General features: G+C 72.9%; 16 protein-coding genes. 11 read left to right on the top strand and 5 right to left on the bottom strand.

Annotated features, from left to right (window positions below; all coding sequences use genetic code 11):
- Positions 1–145 precede the first annotated feature (145 nt).
- A complete protein-coding gene (locus ACZ49J_RS05255) occupies positions 146–811 on the top strand; it encodes a DUF4230 domain-containing protein (RefSeq protein ID WP_467448572.1) in 666 nt (221 codons plus the stop codon).
- 119 nt (positions 812–930) lie between these two features.
- A complete protein-coding gene (locus tag ACZ49J_RS05260; protein ID WP_467448571.1) occupies positions 931–1572 on the top strand; it encodes a VanZ family protein in 642 nt (213 codons plus the stop codon).
- Here ACZ49J_RS05260 and ACZ49J_RS05265 read toward each other — a convergent pair.
- Together ACZ49J_RS05265 and ACZ49J_RS05270 are read right to left on the bottom strand one after the other, a co-directional pair.
- A complete protein-coding gene (locus ACZ49J_RS05265; protein WP_467448569.1) occupies positions 1569–1805 on the bottom strand; it encodes a hypothetical protein in 237 nt (78 codons plus the stop codon). The genes ACZ49J_RS05260 and ACZ49J_RS05265 overlap by 4 nt on opposite strands.
- A gap of 77 nt (positions 1806–1882) precedes the next feature.
- A complete protein-coding gene (locus ACZ49J_RS05270; RefSeq protein ID WP_467448568.1) occupies positions 1883–2686 on the bottom strand; it encodes an SDR family oxidoreductase in 804 nt (267 codons plus the stop codon).
- A 156-nt stretch (positions 2687–2842) separates the two neighbouring features.
- On the opposite strand from ACZ49J_RS05270, the gene ACZ49J_RS05275 reads away from it, so the two are divergent.
- From ACZ49J_RS05275 to ACZ49J_RS05295, 5 genes are all read left to right on the top strand, one after another.
- Positions 2843–3880: a PHP domain-containing protein gene (locus ACZ49J_RS05275; protein WP_467448566.1), complete on the top strand. Its 1038-nt coding sequence runs from the start codon at positions 2843–2845 to the stop codon at positions 3878–3880.
- A gap of 118 nt (positions 3881–3998) precedes the next feature.
- On the top strand, positions 3999–4664 hold the full coding sequence (locus tag ACZ49J_RS05280; RefSeq protein ID WP_467448565.1) for an HAD family hydrolase: 666 nt from the start codon (positions 3999–4001) through the stop codon (positions 4662–4664).
- Positions 4665–4735: 71 nt separating this feature from the next.
- A complete protein-coding gene (locus tag ACZ49J_RS05285) occupies positions 4736–5866 on the top strand; it encodes an FUSC family protein (RefSeq protein WP_467448563.1) in 1131 nt (376 codons plus the stop codon).
- 322 nt (positions 5867–6188) lie between these two features.
- The gene (locus ACZ49J_RS05290; RefSeq protein WP_467448562.1) at positions 6189–7166 is read left to right on the top strand and encodes an SDR family NAD(P)-dependent oxidoreductase; all 978 of its coding nucleotides are present in this window, start codon (positions 6189–6191) and stop codon (positions 7164–7166) included.
- A 142-nt stretch (positions 7167–7308) separates the two neighbouring features.
- Entirely contained in the window at positions 7309–8337 is a 1029-nt protein-coding gene (locus tag ACZ49J_RS05295) for an SDR family oxidoreductase (RefSeq protein WP_467448561.1), read from the top strand.
- Positions 8338–8414: 77 nt separating this feature from the next.
- Here ACZ49J_RS05295 and ACZ49J_RS05300 read toward each other — a convergent pair whose 3' ends face one another.
- The 3 genes from ACZ49J_RS05300 to ACZ49J_RS05310 all read right to left on the bottom strand — a co-directional run bounded on the left by ACZ49J_RS05300 (position 8415) and on the right by ACZ49J_RS05310 (position 12996).
- A complete protein-coding gene (locus tag ACZ49J_RS05300) occupies positions 8415–8663 on the bottom strand; it encodes a hypothetical protein (RefSeq protein WP_467448560.1) in 249 nt (82 codons plus the stop codon).
- A gap of 77 nt (positions 8664–8740) precedes the next feature.
- Positions 8741–9697, bottom strand: a complete 957-nt coding sequence (locus tag ACZ49J_RS05305; RefSeq protein WP_467448558.1) for a phosphotransferase family protein — start codon at positions 9695–9697, stop codon at positions 8741–8743.
- A 74-nt stretch (positions 9698–9771) separates the two neighbouring features.
- Entirely contained in the window at positions 9772–12996 is a 3225-nt protein-coding gene (locus ACZ49J_RS05310) for a cytochrome P450 (protein WP_467448557.1), read from the bottom strand.
- Between the two features lie 136 nt (positions 12997–13132).
- On the opposite strand from ACZ49J_RS05310, the gene ACZ49J_RS05315 reads away from it, so the two are divergent.
- The 4 genes from ACZ49J_RS05315 to ACZ49J_RS05330 all read left to right on the top strand — a co-directional run bounded on the left by ACZ49J_RS05315 (position 13133) and on the right by ACZ49J_RS05330 (position 17060).
- A complete protein-coding gene (locus ACZ49J_RS05315; RefSeq protein ID WP_468348026.1) occupies positions 13133–13816 on the top strand; it encodes a helix-turn-helix transcriptional regulator in 684 nt (227 codons plus the stop codon).
- A gap of 223 nt (positions 13817–14039) precedes the next feature.
- Positions 14040–14534, top strand: coding sequence for an FBP domain-containing protein (locus tag ACZ49J_RS05320; protein WP_467448554.1), 495 nt, complete (start codon positions 14040–14042; stop codon positions 14532–14534).
- 132 nt (positions 14535–14666) lie between these two features.
- On the top strand, positions 14667–15929 hold the full coding sequence (locus tag ACZ49J_RS05325; protein ID WP_467448553.1) for an FUSC family protein: 1263 nt from the start codon (positions 14667–14669) through the stop codon (positions 15927–15929).
- A 57-nt stretch (positions 15930–15986) separates the two neighbouring features.
- Positions 15987–17060, top strand: a complete 1074-nt coding sequence (locus ACZ49J_RS05330) for a hypothetical protein (protein WP_467448551.1) — start codon at positions 15987–15989, stop codon at positions 17058–17060.
- Positions 17061–17188: the final 128 nt, after the last annotated feature.

A 17188-nucleotide genomic window follows, 5' to 3' on the forward strand; every position in this document is an offset into this window, starting at 1 on the left:
CGGACGCGGTGCGGCGTCCCCGTACGCCGAACAGGGTACGTCGCAGGGCTCCCGTGCCCCGGACCGACGTCCTCAAACAGCCAACCGTGCGTTCTGGCAAGGGATTTGGCGGGCACTCGTTGAAACAGGAAGGAGGACCGTCGACATGACGACGCCGTCCATCGAGCGCGCCCGCCGACTGCCCGGCTGGGCGAAGCTCCTCACCATCATCGTGGTGCTCCTCGTGGTCGTGTTCGCCGCCGTACGACTGCTCTTCTTCGGCGCGATCAAGGACGTGTTCGGCGAGGAGACGCACGACCGGTCGGGCCCCGCGCTCCTCAAGTCCATCCAGGACCTCAGCCGTTACGACGCGGCCTCGGGCAACTTCCAGGTGGTCGTGGACCTGGAGAAGGACGCCAAGTACCTGCCGGACGCGATCCGCGGCACCCGCACCCTGTACGTGGGGGCGGGCACGGTCGACGCCTACGTCGACCTGGGGAAGGTGGGCGAGAGGGACGTGACGGTGAACAAGGACCGCACGTCCGCCACGCTCCACCTGCCCCACGCGGAGCTCGGCAAGCCCGCCCTCGACCCCGAACGCTCCTACGCCGTCTCCAAGCAGCGCGGTCTGCTCGACCGGATCGGCGACCTCTTCTCGGACAACCCCAACAGCGAACAGGCCGTCCAGAAACTCGCGTCGAAGCACATCGGTGACGCGGCCGAGGACAGCCGCCTCACCGCCCGCGCCGAGTCCAACACCACCGGCATGCTCGAAGGGCTGCTCCGCTCCCTCGGCTTCAAGGAGGTGAAGGTGACGTACGGCGACGCCTGAGCCCACTTGGGCGGAGAACCGGTGGACGCGGTGGCCGATGCCACGCCCAGGGCGGCATCGGAGCAGTTATCGGGGGTAACCACCTTGGGGAGAAGGGAAGTTGAAACTGGGAGGGTTACATGGCCCGTACCACGTCACGTTCCCGCACCTCGACATCCGGCCGCCGGGGGAAGCCAGTCCCGCGCGGCCGGCCACCGCTCCCGTTCCCGCTGCGCCTTCTGGCGATGGTGGTGGCCTTCGCCGCCATGGTCGCGTTCGCCGCGGCGCTGGCCCGGCTGACGCTCCAGCCGTCACCGGCCTCCGAGGCGCTGACCCACAGCAACCTGCGCCCCGGCCGGTCCCTGGAGGCCTATCTGAACCAGCCCGCGCTGCGTGACGCCGTCAAGCAGATCGGCGGGAACATCCTGCTCGGCGTGCCGTTCGGTGTGCTGCTGCCCATGCTGGCGCCCGGGGCGCGGGGCCTCCTGCGCGTGCCGCTGCTGACCGCCCTGGTCATGCTGCTGGTCGAACTGGCGCAGGGGGCGGTCGTCACGGGGCGCGCCTTCGACATCGACGACGTCATCCTCAACACGGCGGGCGCGCTGCTGGGGTACGTGCTGCTGGGACGGCGGCTGGGCCGCGCGGTGCACCCGCCCGAGCAGACGAAGTCCGTGAACGCCAAGGGCGGCGCAGCCGGGAAAGGCGGCGCAGCCGGGAAAGGCGTCAAGGGAGGCAGGGGCGTCAAGCGTCCTCGCTTCCCCGTCCTTCGCCGCAAGGTCTAGCGGAGCGACCAGGTGAACTTGTCGCCGCCGACCCAGCGCACCACGTCCGGGTCGTCCAGGTCGTGGACCGTGATGCCGGCCGCCGAGGCGGCGAGCAGGACGTCGGTGATGGCCGTGGCCTCTCCGACGACCTGCCCGTCGATCTCCACGATCCGGAACGGAGGTGTGCCGGGCTGCACCCCGAGCACCATGATCCGCGGGTGGGGCAGGTAGGGGCTCGCGATTTCGGTCATACAAGAAAGCGTAGATCGCATCGGGTCAATGAGCCCCGAAGCGGACTCGTCGGTCCCGGGTGGCCCGGGCAGATCGCTCAGGGACGCCGCCAGTCGTCGCTCTCCAGATGGGAGCCCGCCTGTGGCCCCATCCGCAGCATGCCGCCGTCCACGGCCCACGAGGCGCCGGTGACGTAGGAGGCGTCGGGGCCCGCCAGGAAGGCGATCAGGGCCGCGACCTCGCGGGCGTCGCCCGGGCGCCCGAGCGGGATGCCCGGGCGGCTCCGGGTGTGCACGTCGACGTCCTCCTGCCCGGTCATGGGCGTGGCGATCTCGCCGGGCGCCACCGCGTTGACGGTGATGCCGTGCTCTGCGAGTTCCAGGGCCATCACCTGCGTGAGCAGCCCGAGGCCTCCCTTGGCCGCGCAGTACGGGGCGGCGCCGACGCGGGGCTGGTGCTCGTGCACGGAGGTCACGTTGACGATCCGGCCGCCGTCGCCCTGCTGGATCATGTGCCGCGCGGCCCGCTGGCCGCACAGGAAGGGCCCGACGAGATCGACGTCCAGCACCTGGCGCACGTCGTCGAACTCCAGATCCATGAAGGGGGTCATCGTCCCCGTACCGGCGTTGTTGACGAGCACGTCGATGCGGCCGAGCCGGTCGCACAGCTCGTCCACCGTGCCCGCGGCGCCGGGCAGCCGGGTGAGGTCCATCTGCGCGACGGCGGCGCGCCGCCCCCTGGCCCGTACCTCCTCGGCCGTCTCCTCGGCACCCTTCAGGTCGCTGTTCCAGGTGATGCCGACGTCCATCCCCTCCTCCGCGAGCCGGACCGCGGTGGCCCGGCCGATCCCGGAGTCGGAGCCGGTGACGACGGCCACCCCGCTGCGTTCGCGCGCGGACATCGCGCCTCCTCGACTGCGTGACGACCGCGACGTACGAAGACGTGCGGAGACGTTCGGAGTTCGGACGACTCCTCGCAGTACCCGGGGACGCGGGGGACAAACCGGCCCCGTGTGCGGTACCGGTGCGGTTGGGCAACCCTGGACGAGGAGGTGCCCATGGATCCCGTGGAGGCCCTGGAGAGGATCGCGTTCCTGCTGGAGCGGTCCCAGGAGCCGACCTATCGCGTACGGGCGTTCCGTACCGCGGCCGCCGTGGTCGGCGCGCTGCCCGCGGGGGAGGTGGCGGAGCGCGCGGCCGACGGCTCGCTGGAGTCGCTGCGCGGGGTCGGACCGAAGACGGCGCAGGTGGTGCGGGAGGCGCTGGCCGGCGAGGTGCCCGGCTATCTGCGGAAGCTTCAGGGCGAGGGCCGGGAGCCGGTGGCACCGGGCGGCGAACGGCTCAGGGCGCTGCTGCGCGGCGACTGCCACCTGCACTCCGACTGGTCGGACGGCGGGAGCCCGATCGAGGAGATGGGGCGCACCGCGGCTCTCCTCGGACACGAGTGGGCGGCGCTCACGGACCACTCGCCCCGGCTGACGGTGGCCCGGGGGCTGTCCGCGGACCGGCTGCGCGAGCAGCTCGACGTGGTGGCCGCCCTCAACGAGCGCTGGGCTCCGTTCCGGCTGCTCACCGGCATCGAGTGCGACATCCTCGACGACGGGTCGCTCGACCAGGAGCCGGAGCTGCTGGAGCGGCTCGATGTCGTGGTGGTGTCCGTGCACTCGAAGCTGCGCATGGACGCGCGGGCGATGACCAGGCGCATGGTCACCGCGGTCCGCAGCCCGCACGCCGACATCCTCGGGCACTGCACCGGACGGCTGCTGTCCGGGCGGGGGCGGCCGGAGAGCGAGTTCGACGCGGACGAGGTCTTCGCGGCCTGCGCCGAGTCCGGTACGGCCGTGGAGATCAACAGCCGCCCCGAGCGGCTCGACCCGCCCGTACGGCTGCTGCGCCGGGCGCTCGACGCGGGCACTCTGTTCTCGATCGACACCGACGCGCACGCTCCCGGCCAGCTGGACTGGCAGATCAACGGCTGTGCCCGGGCCGAGGAGTGCGGTGTGCCCGCCGATCGGGTGATCACGACGTGGGCCGCGGACGAGCTGCTGGCGTGGACGCGTGACGGCGTGGTGCCGTCGCGCGTGGGGAGCGCGTGACGCGGTACCCGGGGCGCGGGACCCGCGCCGACGGCCTCGGGCCGTGAGAGCCGTGCGAGCCGTGGCGCCGTGAGACCTGCCAGGTGCTGTGGCCGCCGCGAGAAAGGAGGACATGTACATGGGCCGAGCAGCCGTGTTCGACGTCGACGGGACACTGGTCGACACCAACCATCTCCATGTGACGACCTGGTGGGAGGCGTTCCGGCAGGCCGGTCACGACGTGGAGATGCACGCCATCCACCGGGCCGTGGGGCTCGCCTCGGGCGATCTGATCACCCACGTCCTGGGCGAGACCCGGGATCCGGACGAGGTGTCCGCGCTGAGCGCCGCCCACAAGACCCTGTACGGCACGTACTTCGAACGGCTGCCCGCGCTGCGGGGCGCCGGGCGGCTGTTGCGGCGTCTGGACCACGACGGCTGGAGCGTCGTTCTGGCAACCTCGGCCGGCGGTTCCGAGCTGTCCGCGCTGCGCCGGGCGATCGACGCCGACGACGCGATCACGGCCACGGCGAGCGCGGACGACGTGGACGCCGGGAAGCCCTCTCCCGAGCCGGTCGAGCACGCCCTGGACCTGGCCGGGGTGCCCGCCGAGCATGCGGTCTTCGTCGGTGACACGGTGTGGGACATGCGCGCCGGCACCCGCGCCGGGGTGCGCTGCGTGGGCGTACTGAGCGGCGGCATCCCCCGTGGCGACCTGGAGGCGGCGGGCGCCGAGGCGGTCTACCGTGACCCGGCGCATCTGCTGGCGTCCCTGGAGGAGAGTCCTCTGGCGGCGGACATGTGATCCTGCGCGTTCCCCGGACACCCGTCCCGCATGACTGTCCAGCCACCGGCGCCTCGGGCGCCCCGCACCGTATGACGTCCCCGGCCCGCGTTGTCCGTTCCGAAGCCCATGCCCTGTTCCGCGCCGCCCGCGACGCCGCGCGCGGTCCCGGTCGCGAGCGGGATCTCATCATCCAGTCGCTCAAGGCCGCGGCGGCGGCGCTGCTCGCCTGGGTGATCGCGCGGAACTGGCTGGGGGACCCGATGGCGATGATGGCGCCCTGGGTGGCCGTGGTGCTGGTGCAGGCCACGGTGTACAGCTCGCTGCTGCGGGCGTCGCAGCAGTTCGCCGCGATCTGTCTGGGCGCGTTACTGGCGTCCGGGGCGCAGGAGCTGACCGGCGACATCACCGCCGCGCTCGCCCTGTGCCTTCCGGTGCTGATGCTGCTCGGCAACTGGCCCCGCTTCGGCGACCAGGGTGTCTACGCCGCGACGACGGCCCTGTTCACGCTCACCGCGGGCCCGGTCACGGCGTCGGCGGTGACCCATCGCCTGGGCCAGGCGGCGCTGGGAGCGGTGATAGGCGTCGCCGTGAACGCTCTCGTGCTGCCGCCGATCCACCTGCGGGACATACGGGAGAACCTCGCGTCGCTGGCACACGAGACGGGCGACGTCCTGCACGCCGCCGCGGCCCACCTGCGGGACGGCGACTGGGACCCGTCCACCGCCGCCCGCTGGTCACGGACCGCGTTCGCCCTGGAGCGGCGGCTGGACGGGCTGCGCTCGGCACGGCGGTGGAGTGAGGAGAGCCTGCGGCTGACCGCGGGCTGGCTGCGCGCCCTCCACCGGGTGCCGCTCGACGTGCCGCCCGCCGACGAGGACGAGCGCTGGAGCCGGGTCACCGGGTATGTGATGGCCCTGGCCCGCACCCTGGCCGTGGCGGCCGACACCGAGCGGGAGCCGAGCCCGCCCGACGTCAGCGCGCTGGGGTCGTACGCGCGTCTGCTGGAGTTGCTCGGGGACGCGTGCCACGCGGAGGGCCGCCGCATCAGGGGCTCGGCAGGTGACGGCCCCGACGAGGGGGCGCGGGCCACGATGGAGGAACTGCGCGGCGAACTCGAGGCCCGGCTGCGTGAGCAGGCGAGCGACAGCGCCCCGCGGACCGCCGTCCTGGGCGCGCTGTTGCTCCAGGCGGAGAACGTGTGGGCCGAAACCGTACGGTAGAAGTGACCGAAACACCGCACATCGCGTGACGCAGATCACCGTGAATGCCCCCATCCCGCAGGAACACCCTCCGGTACTTTCCCGTTGAACCAGCCGTGGGTGCGGATGGGACAGTGTCCCCGGGCCTCACCATCCGCCCACAGGGACGATCGTTCGGCTGAAGCCCTGTGGAGCCTTTCGCCGAGAGGCGACCGCCGTCCGTGCCCACCACAGGCCGCCCCGACCGTGATTCCCCCGTCCGGTCGGGGCTTTCTCCTGCCCGCCGCCGCGGGCACCTGAGGCGGTTGACTTCGAGCGCTCTTCAATTCGTAGCGTGCGCCGCATGACCACTGCACAGACCTCTGCACAGCACACCATCGGATCGGGATTCGGCGCACGGAGCACCGCCGACGACGTCCTGCGGGGCATCGACCTCACCGGCAGGCTCGCGCTCGTCACGGGCGGATACTCGGGGCTCGGCCTGGAGACCACCCGGGCGTTCGCGGCGGCGGGCGCCCGGGTCCTCGTCCCCGCGCGGCGCGTCGACGTGGCCCGCGAGGCGCTGGACGGCGTCGCCGGAGCCGAGGTGGACGAACTGGACCTCGGTGACCTGGAGAGCGTGCGCGGCTTCGCCGAGCGCTTCCTGGCCTCGGGGCGCACGCTCGACATCGTCGTCAACAGCGCCGGAATCGCCGTCTGCCCCGAGACACGGGTCGGACCCGGCTGGGAGCTCCAGTTCGCGGTCAACCACCTGGGCCACTACGCCCTCGTGAACCGGCTCTGGCCGGCGATCGAACGGGGCGGCGGCCGGGTCGTCACCGTGTCGTCGTCCGGGCATCACCTGTCGGACATCCGCTGGGACGACCCGCACTTCGCGGACGGCGCGTACGACAAGTGGGAGGCGTACGGCCAGTCGAAGACCGCCAACGTCCTGTTCACCGTCCACCTGGACGCCCTCGCCCGGGAGACCGGGGTGCGGGCGTTCTCGCTGCATCCCGGTGAGATCCTCACCGAGCTGGTGCGCCATCTGACCCGCGAGGAGATGATCGAGCGCGGCTGGATCGACGCGGACGGCAGGGTGAGCGACAGCTTCAAGACCCCGCAGGAGGGCGCGGCCACCCAGGTGTGGGCCGCGACCTCGCCGCGGCTCGACGGCCTGGGCGGGCTCTACTGCGAGGACTGCGAGGTCGCCGCAGTCGCGCCTGCGGAGGGCGGGCGGGGCGGCGTACAGGCCTACGCGATCGACCCGGAGGGTGCCGCCCGCCTCTGGGCCCTGTCGGCGGACCTCACCGGGGTGGACGCGTTCGCGGCCCGGCACTGACCGGAAAGCATCCGCACCGAATACGCCCGAACGGAAAACGCCTGGCCGGAATGCGCGGCACATCGCGTGGACCTCCGTAGGGGCGGGTACTCGGGCTTCCCGCCTCGGGACGGGCGGGGTAGCCCTGTGAGAGGAGCCAGCGGTGAGCAGTGAAACCGGACGCAGGATCGTCGTCACGGGTGCCACCGGCAACGTGGGTACCAGTCTCGTACGTCTGCTCGCGGAGGACGACCGGGTCGGATCCGTACGGGGACTGGCCCGGCGGATTCCCGACTGGGAGCCCGCGAAGACGGAGTGGTCGGCGGTGGATCTGGCGGTCGAGGAGACCGGGCTGGTGGAGGAGTTCGAGGGCGCCGACGCCGTCGTGCACCTCGCCTGGGCCTTCCAGCCCACCCACGATCCGGCCCTCACCTGGCGCACCAACGTCCTCGGCAGCATCCGCGTCTTCGAGGCGGTGGCGGCCGCGAAGGTGCCCGCCCTGGTGCACGCCTCCTCGGTCGGCGCGTACTCGCCGGGCCCCAAGGACCGCTCGGTGGACGAGTCGTGGCCGACGCACGGGTGGCCGGACGCCGCGTACTGCCGGGAGAAGGCCTATCTGGAGCGGGCCCTGGACTCGTTCGAGCACCGGCACCCGTCGATCCGGGTGGTGCGGATGCGGCCCGCGTTCCTGTTCAAGCAGGAGTCCGCGAGCGAGCAGCGGCGCATCTTCGGCGGGCGGTTCCTGCCCGGACAGATCGTCCGCCCCGATCTGCTTCCCGTCCTGCCCGATGTTCCCGGGCTGCGGGTGCAGACCCTGCACACGGACGACGCGGCCGAGGCGTACCGGCTGGCGCTGCACAGCGACGTGCGCGGCGCGTTCAACCTCGCGGCCGAGCCACCCGTCGACGCCGCCGTGCTGGGCGAGATGCTCGGTGCCCGTCCGGTACGGCTGCCCCGCGCGGCCGCCCGCTCGGCCATCGCCGCGGCCTGGGGGCTGCATCTGCTGCCCGCGTCGCCCCACCTGTTCGACGCCGTGCTGCGGCTGCCCCTGATGGACTGCACGCGTGCGCGCCACGAACTGCGCTGGCGCCCCGAGCGCACGGCGGTCGAGGTTCTGCAGGAGTTCCTGGACGGCATGCGGCGCGGGGAGGGCGCGGAGACGGAGCCGATGCGGGGGCGGAAGGTGGGCTGAACGGGCCACGGGAGGGCCCGGTTCCGGGCCGTCCTCCACGGGAAGGCACCGTGCGGTGTCCTCCCGTGGAGGCGGCGTCAGTCGGTGGGTTCGTTCGGCACCGGCTGCTCCGGGTGAGTGCTTCCCGACTTCGGGGCACCGCGCCTGCCCGAGCCCGCCTCCTCCGTGTCGGGCACGTCGGTGGCGGGTGTGCCCTCGCCGTTGTGGCCATCGCCCTCGGGGGCGACGTCCCACGGGTCGTCTCCGCCGTGGGCCTGCTGGTCGGGCATGTCTCGCGGTACGGGCTCCCCGTTCTCACCGGGAGCGTCCTGACGGCGTTCGGTCACGGTGTGCTCCCTTCATCCGGCCCGGCGAGTACCTCGTGCGGAGCGGCCGAAACGGGGCGCGGCGAGTGCGCGCGGTGTCAGCCGCCGAGTTCGTCCAGAGCCGCGGTGAGCTGTGGTGCCACCGCCTCGCGCACCCAGCTGACGTGCTCCTTGTCCGCGGCGCGCGGCACCGTCTCGATGAGCATGATCAGATAGAGGTAGCTGCGGTAGAGGGCGAGGCGCTGCCGGGCGACCGACGTGAACACGGCCGGGCCTGACTCCTCCTGGTAGCCCGTCAGGAAGTCCGGATCCTGCTCGATGTCCCCGAGCAGCGCGAGCGACACGAAGTCCGCCAGCGGGTCCCCCCAGAACATGCGCTCGCCGTCGATGAGTCCGCCGATACGCGGAGCACCGTCGCGCTCCACGAGGATGTTGCCCTCCCACAGGTCGAAGTGGACGAGGCGCGGGACGGTGACCTCGTCGAGGGCGTCGTACGCGGTCTTGGCCTGTCGCGCCACCTCGTCCACGGGGCGCGGCAGCCAGGCCCGGTAGCGGCGGGCGTCGGCGAGCACGGCGTCGTAGATGGCGGTGAAGGCGGTGCGCCAGTCGGGGGTGAGCGGGCCCACGGCGCCGGACGGGTAGCCGAAGCCGGGGCCGGTCACGCGGTGGAGGCGGGCCACCAGACCGCCCAGTTCCCGGCGCAGCGTCCGCTGTTCGGCTGCCTCCAGGGAGGCGAGGTGCCAGGGCGTCCCGGGGCAGGCGGTCATCAGGAGCCGGCCGTCCGCCACGACGAGCACACGGGGGGCGGGTACGCCGACGGTGGCGGCTCCGCGGTAGAACTCGGCTTCCTGGTCGAGGAGTTCGTGTTCGTAGCGCAGGATCGGCGTCTGGGGCGGCGGGGGTGTCTTCAGGATCAGCCGGCGGCCCTCGGTGAGCAGGAGTTCCTCGACGGTGTTGTAGGTGCCGCCGTCGAGTGTCCGCACCGTGACCAGGTCGTCCTCACCGATCCCGGCCGCGGCCAGGATCCGCCGTGCCCGCTTCCCCGCGTCCGTCACCGTGCGTCTCCCTCTCGTCCGTGTCCGCCGGGCCGACCACACTCTGGCAGGTCGGCCCGGCGGACACATCCCGTTTATCCGGCCGAGTACACGTCCTCCACGTAACGCCCCTCGGCGACGAGGGAGTCCAGCCACGCGTGTGAGTCCCCGCCGGATCGCTCCCCGTGCAGGGAGAGGAACGCCGCGCGCACGCCCGGTGCCATGCGGGAGCCGTCGCCGCAGACGTACACCCGTGCCCCGGCTTCCAGCAGGTCCCACACCTCGTCGGCCTCGGCGGTGATCCGGTGCTGGACGTAGGCGGCACCGTCGACGGGAGCCGCGCTGAAGGCGGGGCGCAGCAGGACCGCGCCCGCGGCCTCGGCGGCACGGAGCTCGTCGGCGTGGAGGTAGTCGGCGTCGGGGGCGTCGCAGCCGAAGTAGCAGACGGCGGGGGCGAGCCGCGTCCCGGAGGCGAGCCGCGCGACCCGGTCGGCGATCGCTCCCCGGAACGGGGCGAGCCCCGTACCGGCCGCGACCATGATGACCGGCGCGGGGTCGTCGTGGACGATGCGGAAGGCCTCGCGGCAGGGCTGGATCCGGGCGAGCACCGTCTCGCCGGGCTTGACCGAGTGCAGGTAGCCGGAGCCGACACCGGTGTAGGTGCCGTTGCCCATGGGGGTCCCCCCGCTCGAGCGCAGCCGAGAGTGGGGGAGGGCCGGCGCCTGAAGCAGCGAGACCATCAGGTCGACGTGACCGGGGTCGGCGGCGGGCGACGAGGACACCGAGTAGTGGCGCGGGCGCAGCGGCGTGAGGAGGGCGAGGAGGTCCGGCCAGTGAAGTGCGCCGCGCAGGGCGGGGTACGCCTCGACGATCTCGACCAGGGTGCGCGGGTCGTCCGCACCGGACGCGAGGGAGTCGAGGGCGGCGCGCTCCGGCGGGCACGGGTTGGCGGCCGCGAGGGCGGACAGCTGGGCGGCGGTCGGGCGCTCCTGAAGCTCCACGTGGTGCGTGAGGAGCCGGCGCGCGGTCAGCGGCCGGTCCACGGCGATGCCGTCGCGCCGCCGGGACCGGATGTCGAGGACCTCGTCCAGGTCGAGGCCCAGCGCGGTGGCGGTCCGCTCGACGAGGGCGGGGTCGTTCACCGGCAGGACGGTCAGGTGGTCGCCAGTGCGGTAGGTGGTGCCGTCCGGGAGGGCGAGCCGGACCAGCCGCTTGGCGCGCGGGTGGCCGGGCGCGGTCAGGTCGTACGCCTCCGTGACGGTCATGGGGACGAGGTCGTGCCGCGAGGCGATGGCGTCGAGGGGTCCGCCGCTGATCGTGCGGACCTCGTAGGCGGCCGTGGGCTCGTCGGTGGGCGTGGTGGCGTCGGGGTCGCCGTACCGCTCCAGCAGGGCGGTGCGCAGGCCGGCCGTGAAGGCGCGCACCGTGCCGCCCAGGTCGCCGGAGGCGTCGGCGGCGGCACGGTCCGTCAGGCGGGTGCCGCCGAGTTCCGCGAGGCGTTCGTCGAAGCGGGTGGGGACGTGCTGGTAGGTGGCGGCCCAGTTGCGGTCGCCGACGCCGAGCACGGCGTACGTGCCGTCGAAGGCCGCCGTGTCGCTGTCGAGCCAGGCGGCGAAGGCGGTGGCGTCGTCCGTGGGGCGGCCGTTGTAGGAGGCGGCCGTGATGATCACGGGCCGGTCGGCGGGCAGTCCGCCGGCGTACGCGTCCAGGGGCGCGACCTCGGTCTCGGCGCCGAGCGCGGCGGCCTCGTCGGCGAGGGAGGCGGCGAACTCCCGGCAGGTGCCGTAGTTGCTGCCGTGCAGGAAGAGGGCGCGGGTGCCGGGGCGGACACGGGCCGGGAGAGCGCCTTCCGTGGCGTCCGCGTCCGGCCGTGCCATCGCGGCCGTGCCCGGCAGGGGCGCGTGCGACCGGTCGGCGGTGGTGCGCGGGGAGAGCGTCAGGGTGAACCCGTCGGGCTTGAGGGTGAGGGTCTCCTTGATGCTGAGCTCGTAGCCGGCGTGGTCGTGCAGCCGGTAGCGGTGGACGAGCAGCGCGAGCAGCATGGTCGCCTCGTGCAGCGCGAACTGCCGCCCGATGCAGGCGCGTTCACCGGTGCCGAACGGCTTGAACGCGTGTGCCGAGCGGGCCGCCTCCGCCTCGGGTGTGAAACGGGAGGGGTCGAACAGCTCCGGGTTGTCGCCCCACACCGGCTCGCGGTGCAGCATCGGTGCCACGACCAGGGCCGCCTCGCCGGCGCGCAGGGGGATACGGCCACCGAGGAGGGTGTCCTCCCGGGCCTCCCGGCTGAACGCGGCGGCGGTGGGCCACAGCCGCAGCGCCTCGTTGAGGACCTGCCGGGTGTAGCTGAGCTGCCCGATGTCGTCGAACGTCGGGTCGGGGCCGGGGTCGTCGCCCCACAGGGCGTCCACCTCCCGCCGCACGAGCTGGAGGACCGCCGGGTGCTTGGCCAGGTAGTACAGGGCGAAGGACATCGCGCCGGACGTCGTCTCGTGGCCGGCGATGAGGAAGGTGATGACCTGGTTGCGGATGTTGGCGGTGTCGAGCGTGGTGCCGTCGGCGGGATGCACCGCGGAGAGCATCAGCCCGAGCAGGTCCCCGGTGTCGCTCTGCCCCGTGTCCGCCTTGCCTGTGTCCACGCGGGCGGCGATCACGTCGTCCACGACCTGGGCGAGGTAGTCGGCGTCGGCCCGGAAGGCGGCGTCGGCCGCCGCGTAGTCGCCGCCCGGCACCCGGCTCAGCCGGTTCATGCTCCACTCCAGGCAGCGGACCATGGCCTCCACGAACGGGTGCGGCCGGTCCCGCTCGAAGGAGCCGAAGTCGTAGGCGAACCCGGCGAGCCCGATCGTGTCGAGCGTCATCCGGGTCATGTCGTCCGGCACGTCGACGGGCTGCCCGTCACGGGCGGCCCGGTCCCAGGCGTCGATCAGCCTGCGCGCCACCCGCAGCATGACGGGGTGGTACGTCCGCATCGAGCCCAGCGCGAACGCGGGCATCAGGATGTCATGCGCCTTGGCCCAGTTCGGCTCGTCGTTGTAGGCGGTGAAGAGCCCGTCGGCGGCGAACTCCCGGACGTTGTGCAGCGCGGGCCCGATCGCCTTGGCGAACCGCTGCTCGTCGGCCAGTTCGGTGACCAGGTCCAGGTCGCTGACGAACAGCGTGTCCCGCCCGTGCAGCCGGCGGACGAGCACCGGCCCGTGCCGGCGCATGAGGTCCATGATCTGCTGGAGCGGGGTGCTGCCGGGGCCGGTGGCGGAGATGTCCACGACGGGGACGCCGGGCATCGGGCCGGCGTCCCGGGAGTGCGGCACGGTGGGGGACATGGCGCGACAACTGCCTTTCGCGGTGCGGGATCACTGCGATCCACTGTGCGTGCCGGGGGCCGCTCGCCCGGACCACTGGACTGCATGATTGTGTAGTGGGCGAAGGGCGAACGGCACTTGCCCCGGCCTGCCGGACATGGCAGGCGCGGCCAGGCGGGCGACGGATCGGGGGTGCGAGGTGGACCCGCTCCGGCTGGACGGCGTCGTGTGGCGCAACCGGGCCATGCGGCTCTTCGACCGCATCCCGATGCCGGTCGCGGTGTGCGACGTGTACGGCTTCGTCATGATCGCCAATCCCGCTATGGCGGCCGAGTGGGGTACGACGCCGGGGAGTCTGCGTGGCCGTGAGGTGCTGGAGCTGTTCCGGCCGCAGGAGGCCGCCCAGGTCGAGCGGATCGCCCAGGCGCTGAGGCTGGGCCACCGCTCGCGCTACCCGGTGTCCGTGCGGTGGGACGCGGCCGACGGTGCCCGCCGGCAGGGCGAGCTGACCGCCGACCCGGTCAGCGACGGGCCCGACGGCACGACGACCCTGCTGGTCCTGGTGCGCGTACTGAGCGCCGAGGCGGACCCTGCCGGGACCCCGTCCTCCCCTCCCCCGGTGAGCCCGTCCGAGGCCCGCATCCTGGAGCTCGTCGCCGGCGGCGCCACGACCGCCCGGGTGGCCCGTGAGACGTCCCTGACCGTGGACGGCGTCAACTACCACCTCCGGCGCCTGTCCACCCGCCTGGGCGCGGCCAACCGTACGGAACTCGTCGCGCGCGCCTACGCGCTGGGGGTGCTGGCGCCCGGGGAGTGGCCGCCGAGGGTTTCTCCGGGGTGAGTGGCTGGCTGCGGGTCAGGTGTGGCTGGTAGCGCAGTTCCCCGCGCCCCCTACGGGGCGTGGCCCCGCGCCCTCCCGCGAAAACCCGCCCGCCGGAACGCAACACGCCCTCGCGGAACCCCACCCCGAAATCCATTGGTTTTACTGGGATCTGCCTACATAACATGGGCCACAACCTAGTACCCCTAGGTTTCCGCACTCGCCCACCGACCCAGGAGGCCCCATGAGGCCACTCACCGAGAACGACATCCGCAAGTCCTTCGTCAACTGCACCAAGGGAGAGGCGAAGCGCCTCGCGATACCCCGTGACCTCGACCAACGCCCCTGGGACGACCTGGACTTCCTGGGCTGGCGTGACCCGGGGGCCCCCGACCGGAGCTACCTCGTCACCGAACACGCCGGCACCCCGGTGGGCGTCGCACTGCGCTTCCCGAACGTTCGCCGCGGCCTCCTCCACCGAAGCCTGTGCTCGGTCTGCCTGACCACGCACCCGGGCAACGGCGTCTCCCTGATGACGGCACGCAAGGCGGGCGCGGCCGGCCGCGAGGGCAACTCGGTCGGCGTGTACATGTGCTCCGACCTCGCCTGCTCCCTCTACGTACGCGGCAAGAAGACCCCGGACTCCGGGGGCCGTTTCGAGGAGACCCTCACCCAGGAGGAACAGATCGCCCGGACGGTGGGCAACCTGTCCTCATTCCTGCGGAAGTTGTACGAGTGATCCGGCCCCGGCGGCTCTCATCCCCTGGTCCGCGACCTCGCGCCCGGTGAGGACGGCCTACGCTCCCGTGGCGGACGGTCGACGTCCGTGGAGAAACGTTCCGGGCAGCGGTCGAGGGGGAACAGCCCAAGGATGCGAGACGTACGTGACGTGTGGGCCGTGATCGGTACACAGGTGGAGAAGTGGCGCCAGGACCCCGTGGTCGTGCAGTCGGTGCGGGCGGCGGCCGCCGCCACGCTGGCGTACGTGGTCGCGCTGCAGTTCAGCCCTGAGGCGGCGCCCCTGACCGCCCCGCTGACCGCGCTCCTCGTCGTCCAGGTCACCCTCTATGCCACGCTCACCGCGGGCATCCGCCGTGTGAACGCGGTGGTGGCCGGCGTCGTCATCGCCATCTCGTTCAGCGTCCTGGTGGGGCTCACCTGGTGGAGTCTCGCGCTGATCATCCTCGCCTCGCTCGCGGTCGGGCATCTCGTGCGGGTCAGCGAGTTCGTACCCGAGGTGGCGATCAGCGCCATGCTCGTGCTCGGCGTCACGCGCGTCGGGGACACGGCGTGGGCGCGCGTGCTGGAGACGCTGATCGGAGCCGTCGTGGGGCTCGCCTTCAACTTCCTGCTCGCTCCCCCGGTGTGGGTGGAGGCGGCTGGTGAGTCCATCGAGGACATGGCACGCCGGATGCGGCAGTTGATGCTGCGGGTCGGCGAGGAGGCGGCCGGCCGGACCGCCGCCGAGGAGGCCGCCGCTCAACTGCACGAGGCCCGGGAGCTCGACCACGACATCGTCGAGGTGGACGCGGCCCTCAAGCAGGCCGAGGACAGCCTGAGGCTGAACCCGCGCGTACGGGAGGGGCTGCTGCACCGGGTCGTACTGCGTACCGGCCTCGACACGCTGGAGATCTGCACGGTCGTCCTGCGGGTCATCGCCCGCACCCTCACCGACCTCGCCCGGGAGCGGGAGCCCGAGCCCCTGTTCGAGCCCCAGACGGGAGCGGTCCTGGAGCAGCTGCTCGCCGAGATCGCGGACGCGGTCGTCAGCTTCGCAGTGCTGGTCACCACCGACGTCAGCCGCAACGCCGAGTCCGCCGAGGCCCGGCTCGCCGCCGAGTTGGCCACGGCGTCGGCCACCCGCGACAAGCTGGCCCAGCTGCTGCTCGACGACGTACAGCGGGACGCCCGCCAGTGGCAGCTGCGCGGCGCCGTCCTCACCGAGGTCAACCGCATCCTGGACGAGCTCGACACCGAGCACCGCTCCCGCCGCCTGCTGGAGGAACTGGACCGCTGCACCCGCGAGGAGCGCGAGCGCAGCCCCCGACTCACCCGCGTACGCGACGGCGTGCGCCGCACCCGCAAGTCCCTGCGGAACCGGAACCGGCCCGCCCTCATCCGGCGTTCCAAGTGAGGGGCGGCGTACAGAGCGCCGACGCGAGAACGGCACGAAGCGAGGGGGGCGTACGGGATGGCCGAGGGAACCGTGCGGATCGACGGGACCACACTGCGTCTGCCGGGAGGCGTCCAGGTGCGGTTCAAGCGGACCCTGCGTCTGCCCGAGACGGGGACGCACCAGCTGCCGCCCGGGCTCGGCGACTTCCCGGTGCGCCGCGTCGAGGACTACCCGCGGACGGCGCCGGAGCGGATGCGGGCCCGTGGCGGCGTCATGCTGCCGGTGTACCTGCGCGAGGCCATGTGGCTGCACTTCGGGGGTACGACGGAGCCGGCCGCGCTCCAGGTGGGCGTGGGCAAGGTGTGCGCGGTCTCCGGCAAGCCGTGGAGCAGCCGGCTGAGCCGTGACCCGCAGAACTACGTGGTGCTGCCACGGCAACCGTGGCTGGACGGCATCAACTCCGGGAAGGGCACGGTCCGCCAGTTCGTGGCCGTCCCGCTGGGCCTGGGCGCCACGGTCGAGGGCCAGGTCAGCGGCGAGGAGGTGTGGGGCGGCGTACAGCTTCAGTCGTTCCCGCTGCACGGCGAGCGGCTGGCCGAGTGGCGGGAGGAGCAGCGGCGGCGGGCCTCGGAGGAGCATCCCGTCACGCGGTCCGTGCAGACGGCCGGGGGCTACGGCGCCGCGTTGCCCCTGGCGGCTCCGCCCGCGCCGGGCGCCGCACCGCGCGCCGTGCGGGCCGGTGCTCCCGCCGGTCCGCCCCGCGCTCCCGCCGCGATGGGTCTCGGCGTCGGCGGCTCGATGCGCCAGGAGGTCTACCGGGACACCTGGCCGCGCGGCAGCTGGGCCGAGGAGCCCGCGGGGCGCGTCTTCGTGCACCTCGTCACCCCGCCGGAGTGGCGCCGGATCACCGGCGAGACGCCCCCGCCGTCGCCCGTGGACCGCGCGGCCTACACCCGGGCCGGGCTGCCCTGGTTCGACTACTACGACCAGGACGCCCACGACCTGGCGCCCACGGACACCCTCGGCGAGGTGAAGCCGGTCGGCGACTGGCTCGGCGACGACCACGAGCCCTGGCAGCAGCCCTCGCCGCACCAGGTGAAGCCGCTGGGGGACGCTCCGGGTGAGCCGGTCGAGGACGGCGACTGGTAGACCGGGCCCGGGGGCGGTGGGTGCCCGCGCGTGGCGCGCGCCCACCGCCCTGTTTTGCGCTGCGGCGGCCTCGCGGGTGAAGGTGGATCACTGACGGACGACGACCGACTGACCGAGGTGCGGCTAGT

This window comes from Streptomyces sp. NPDC030840, from assembly GCF_055572015.1.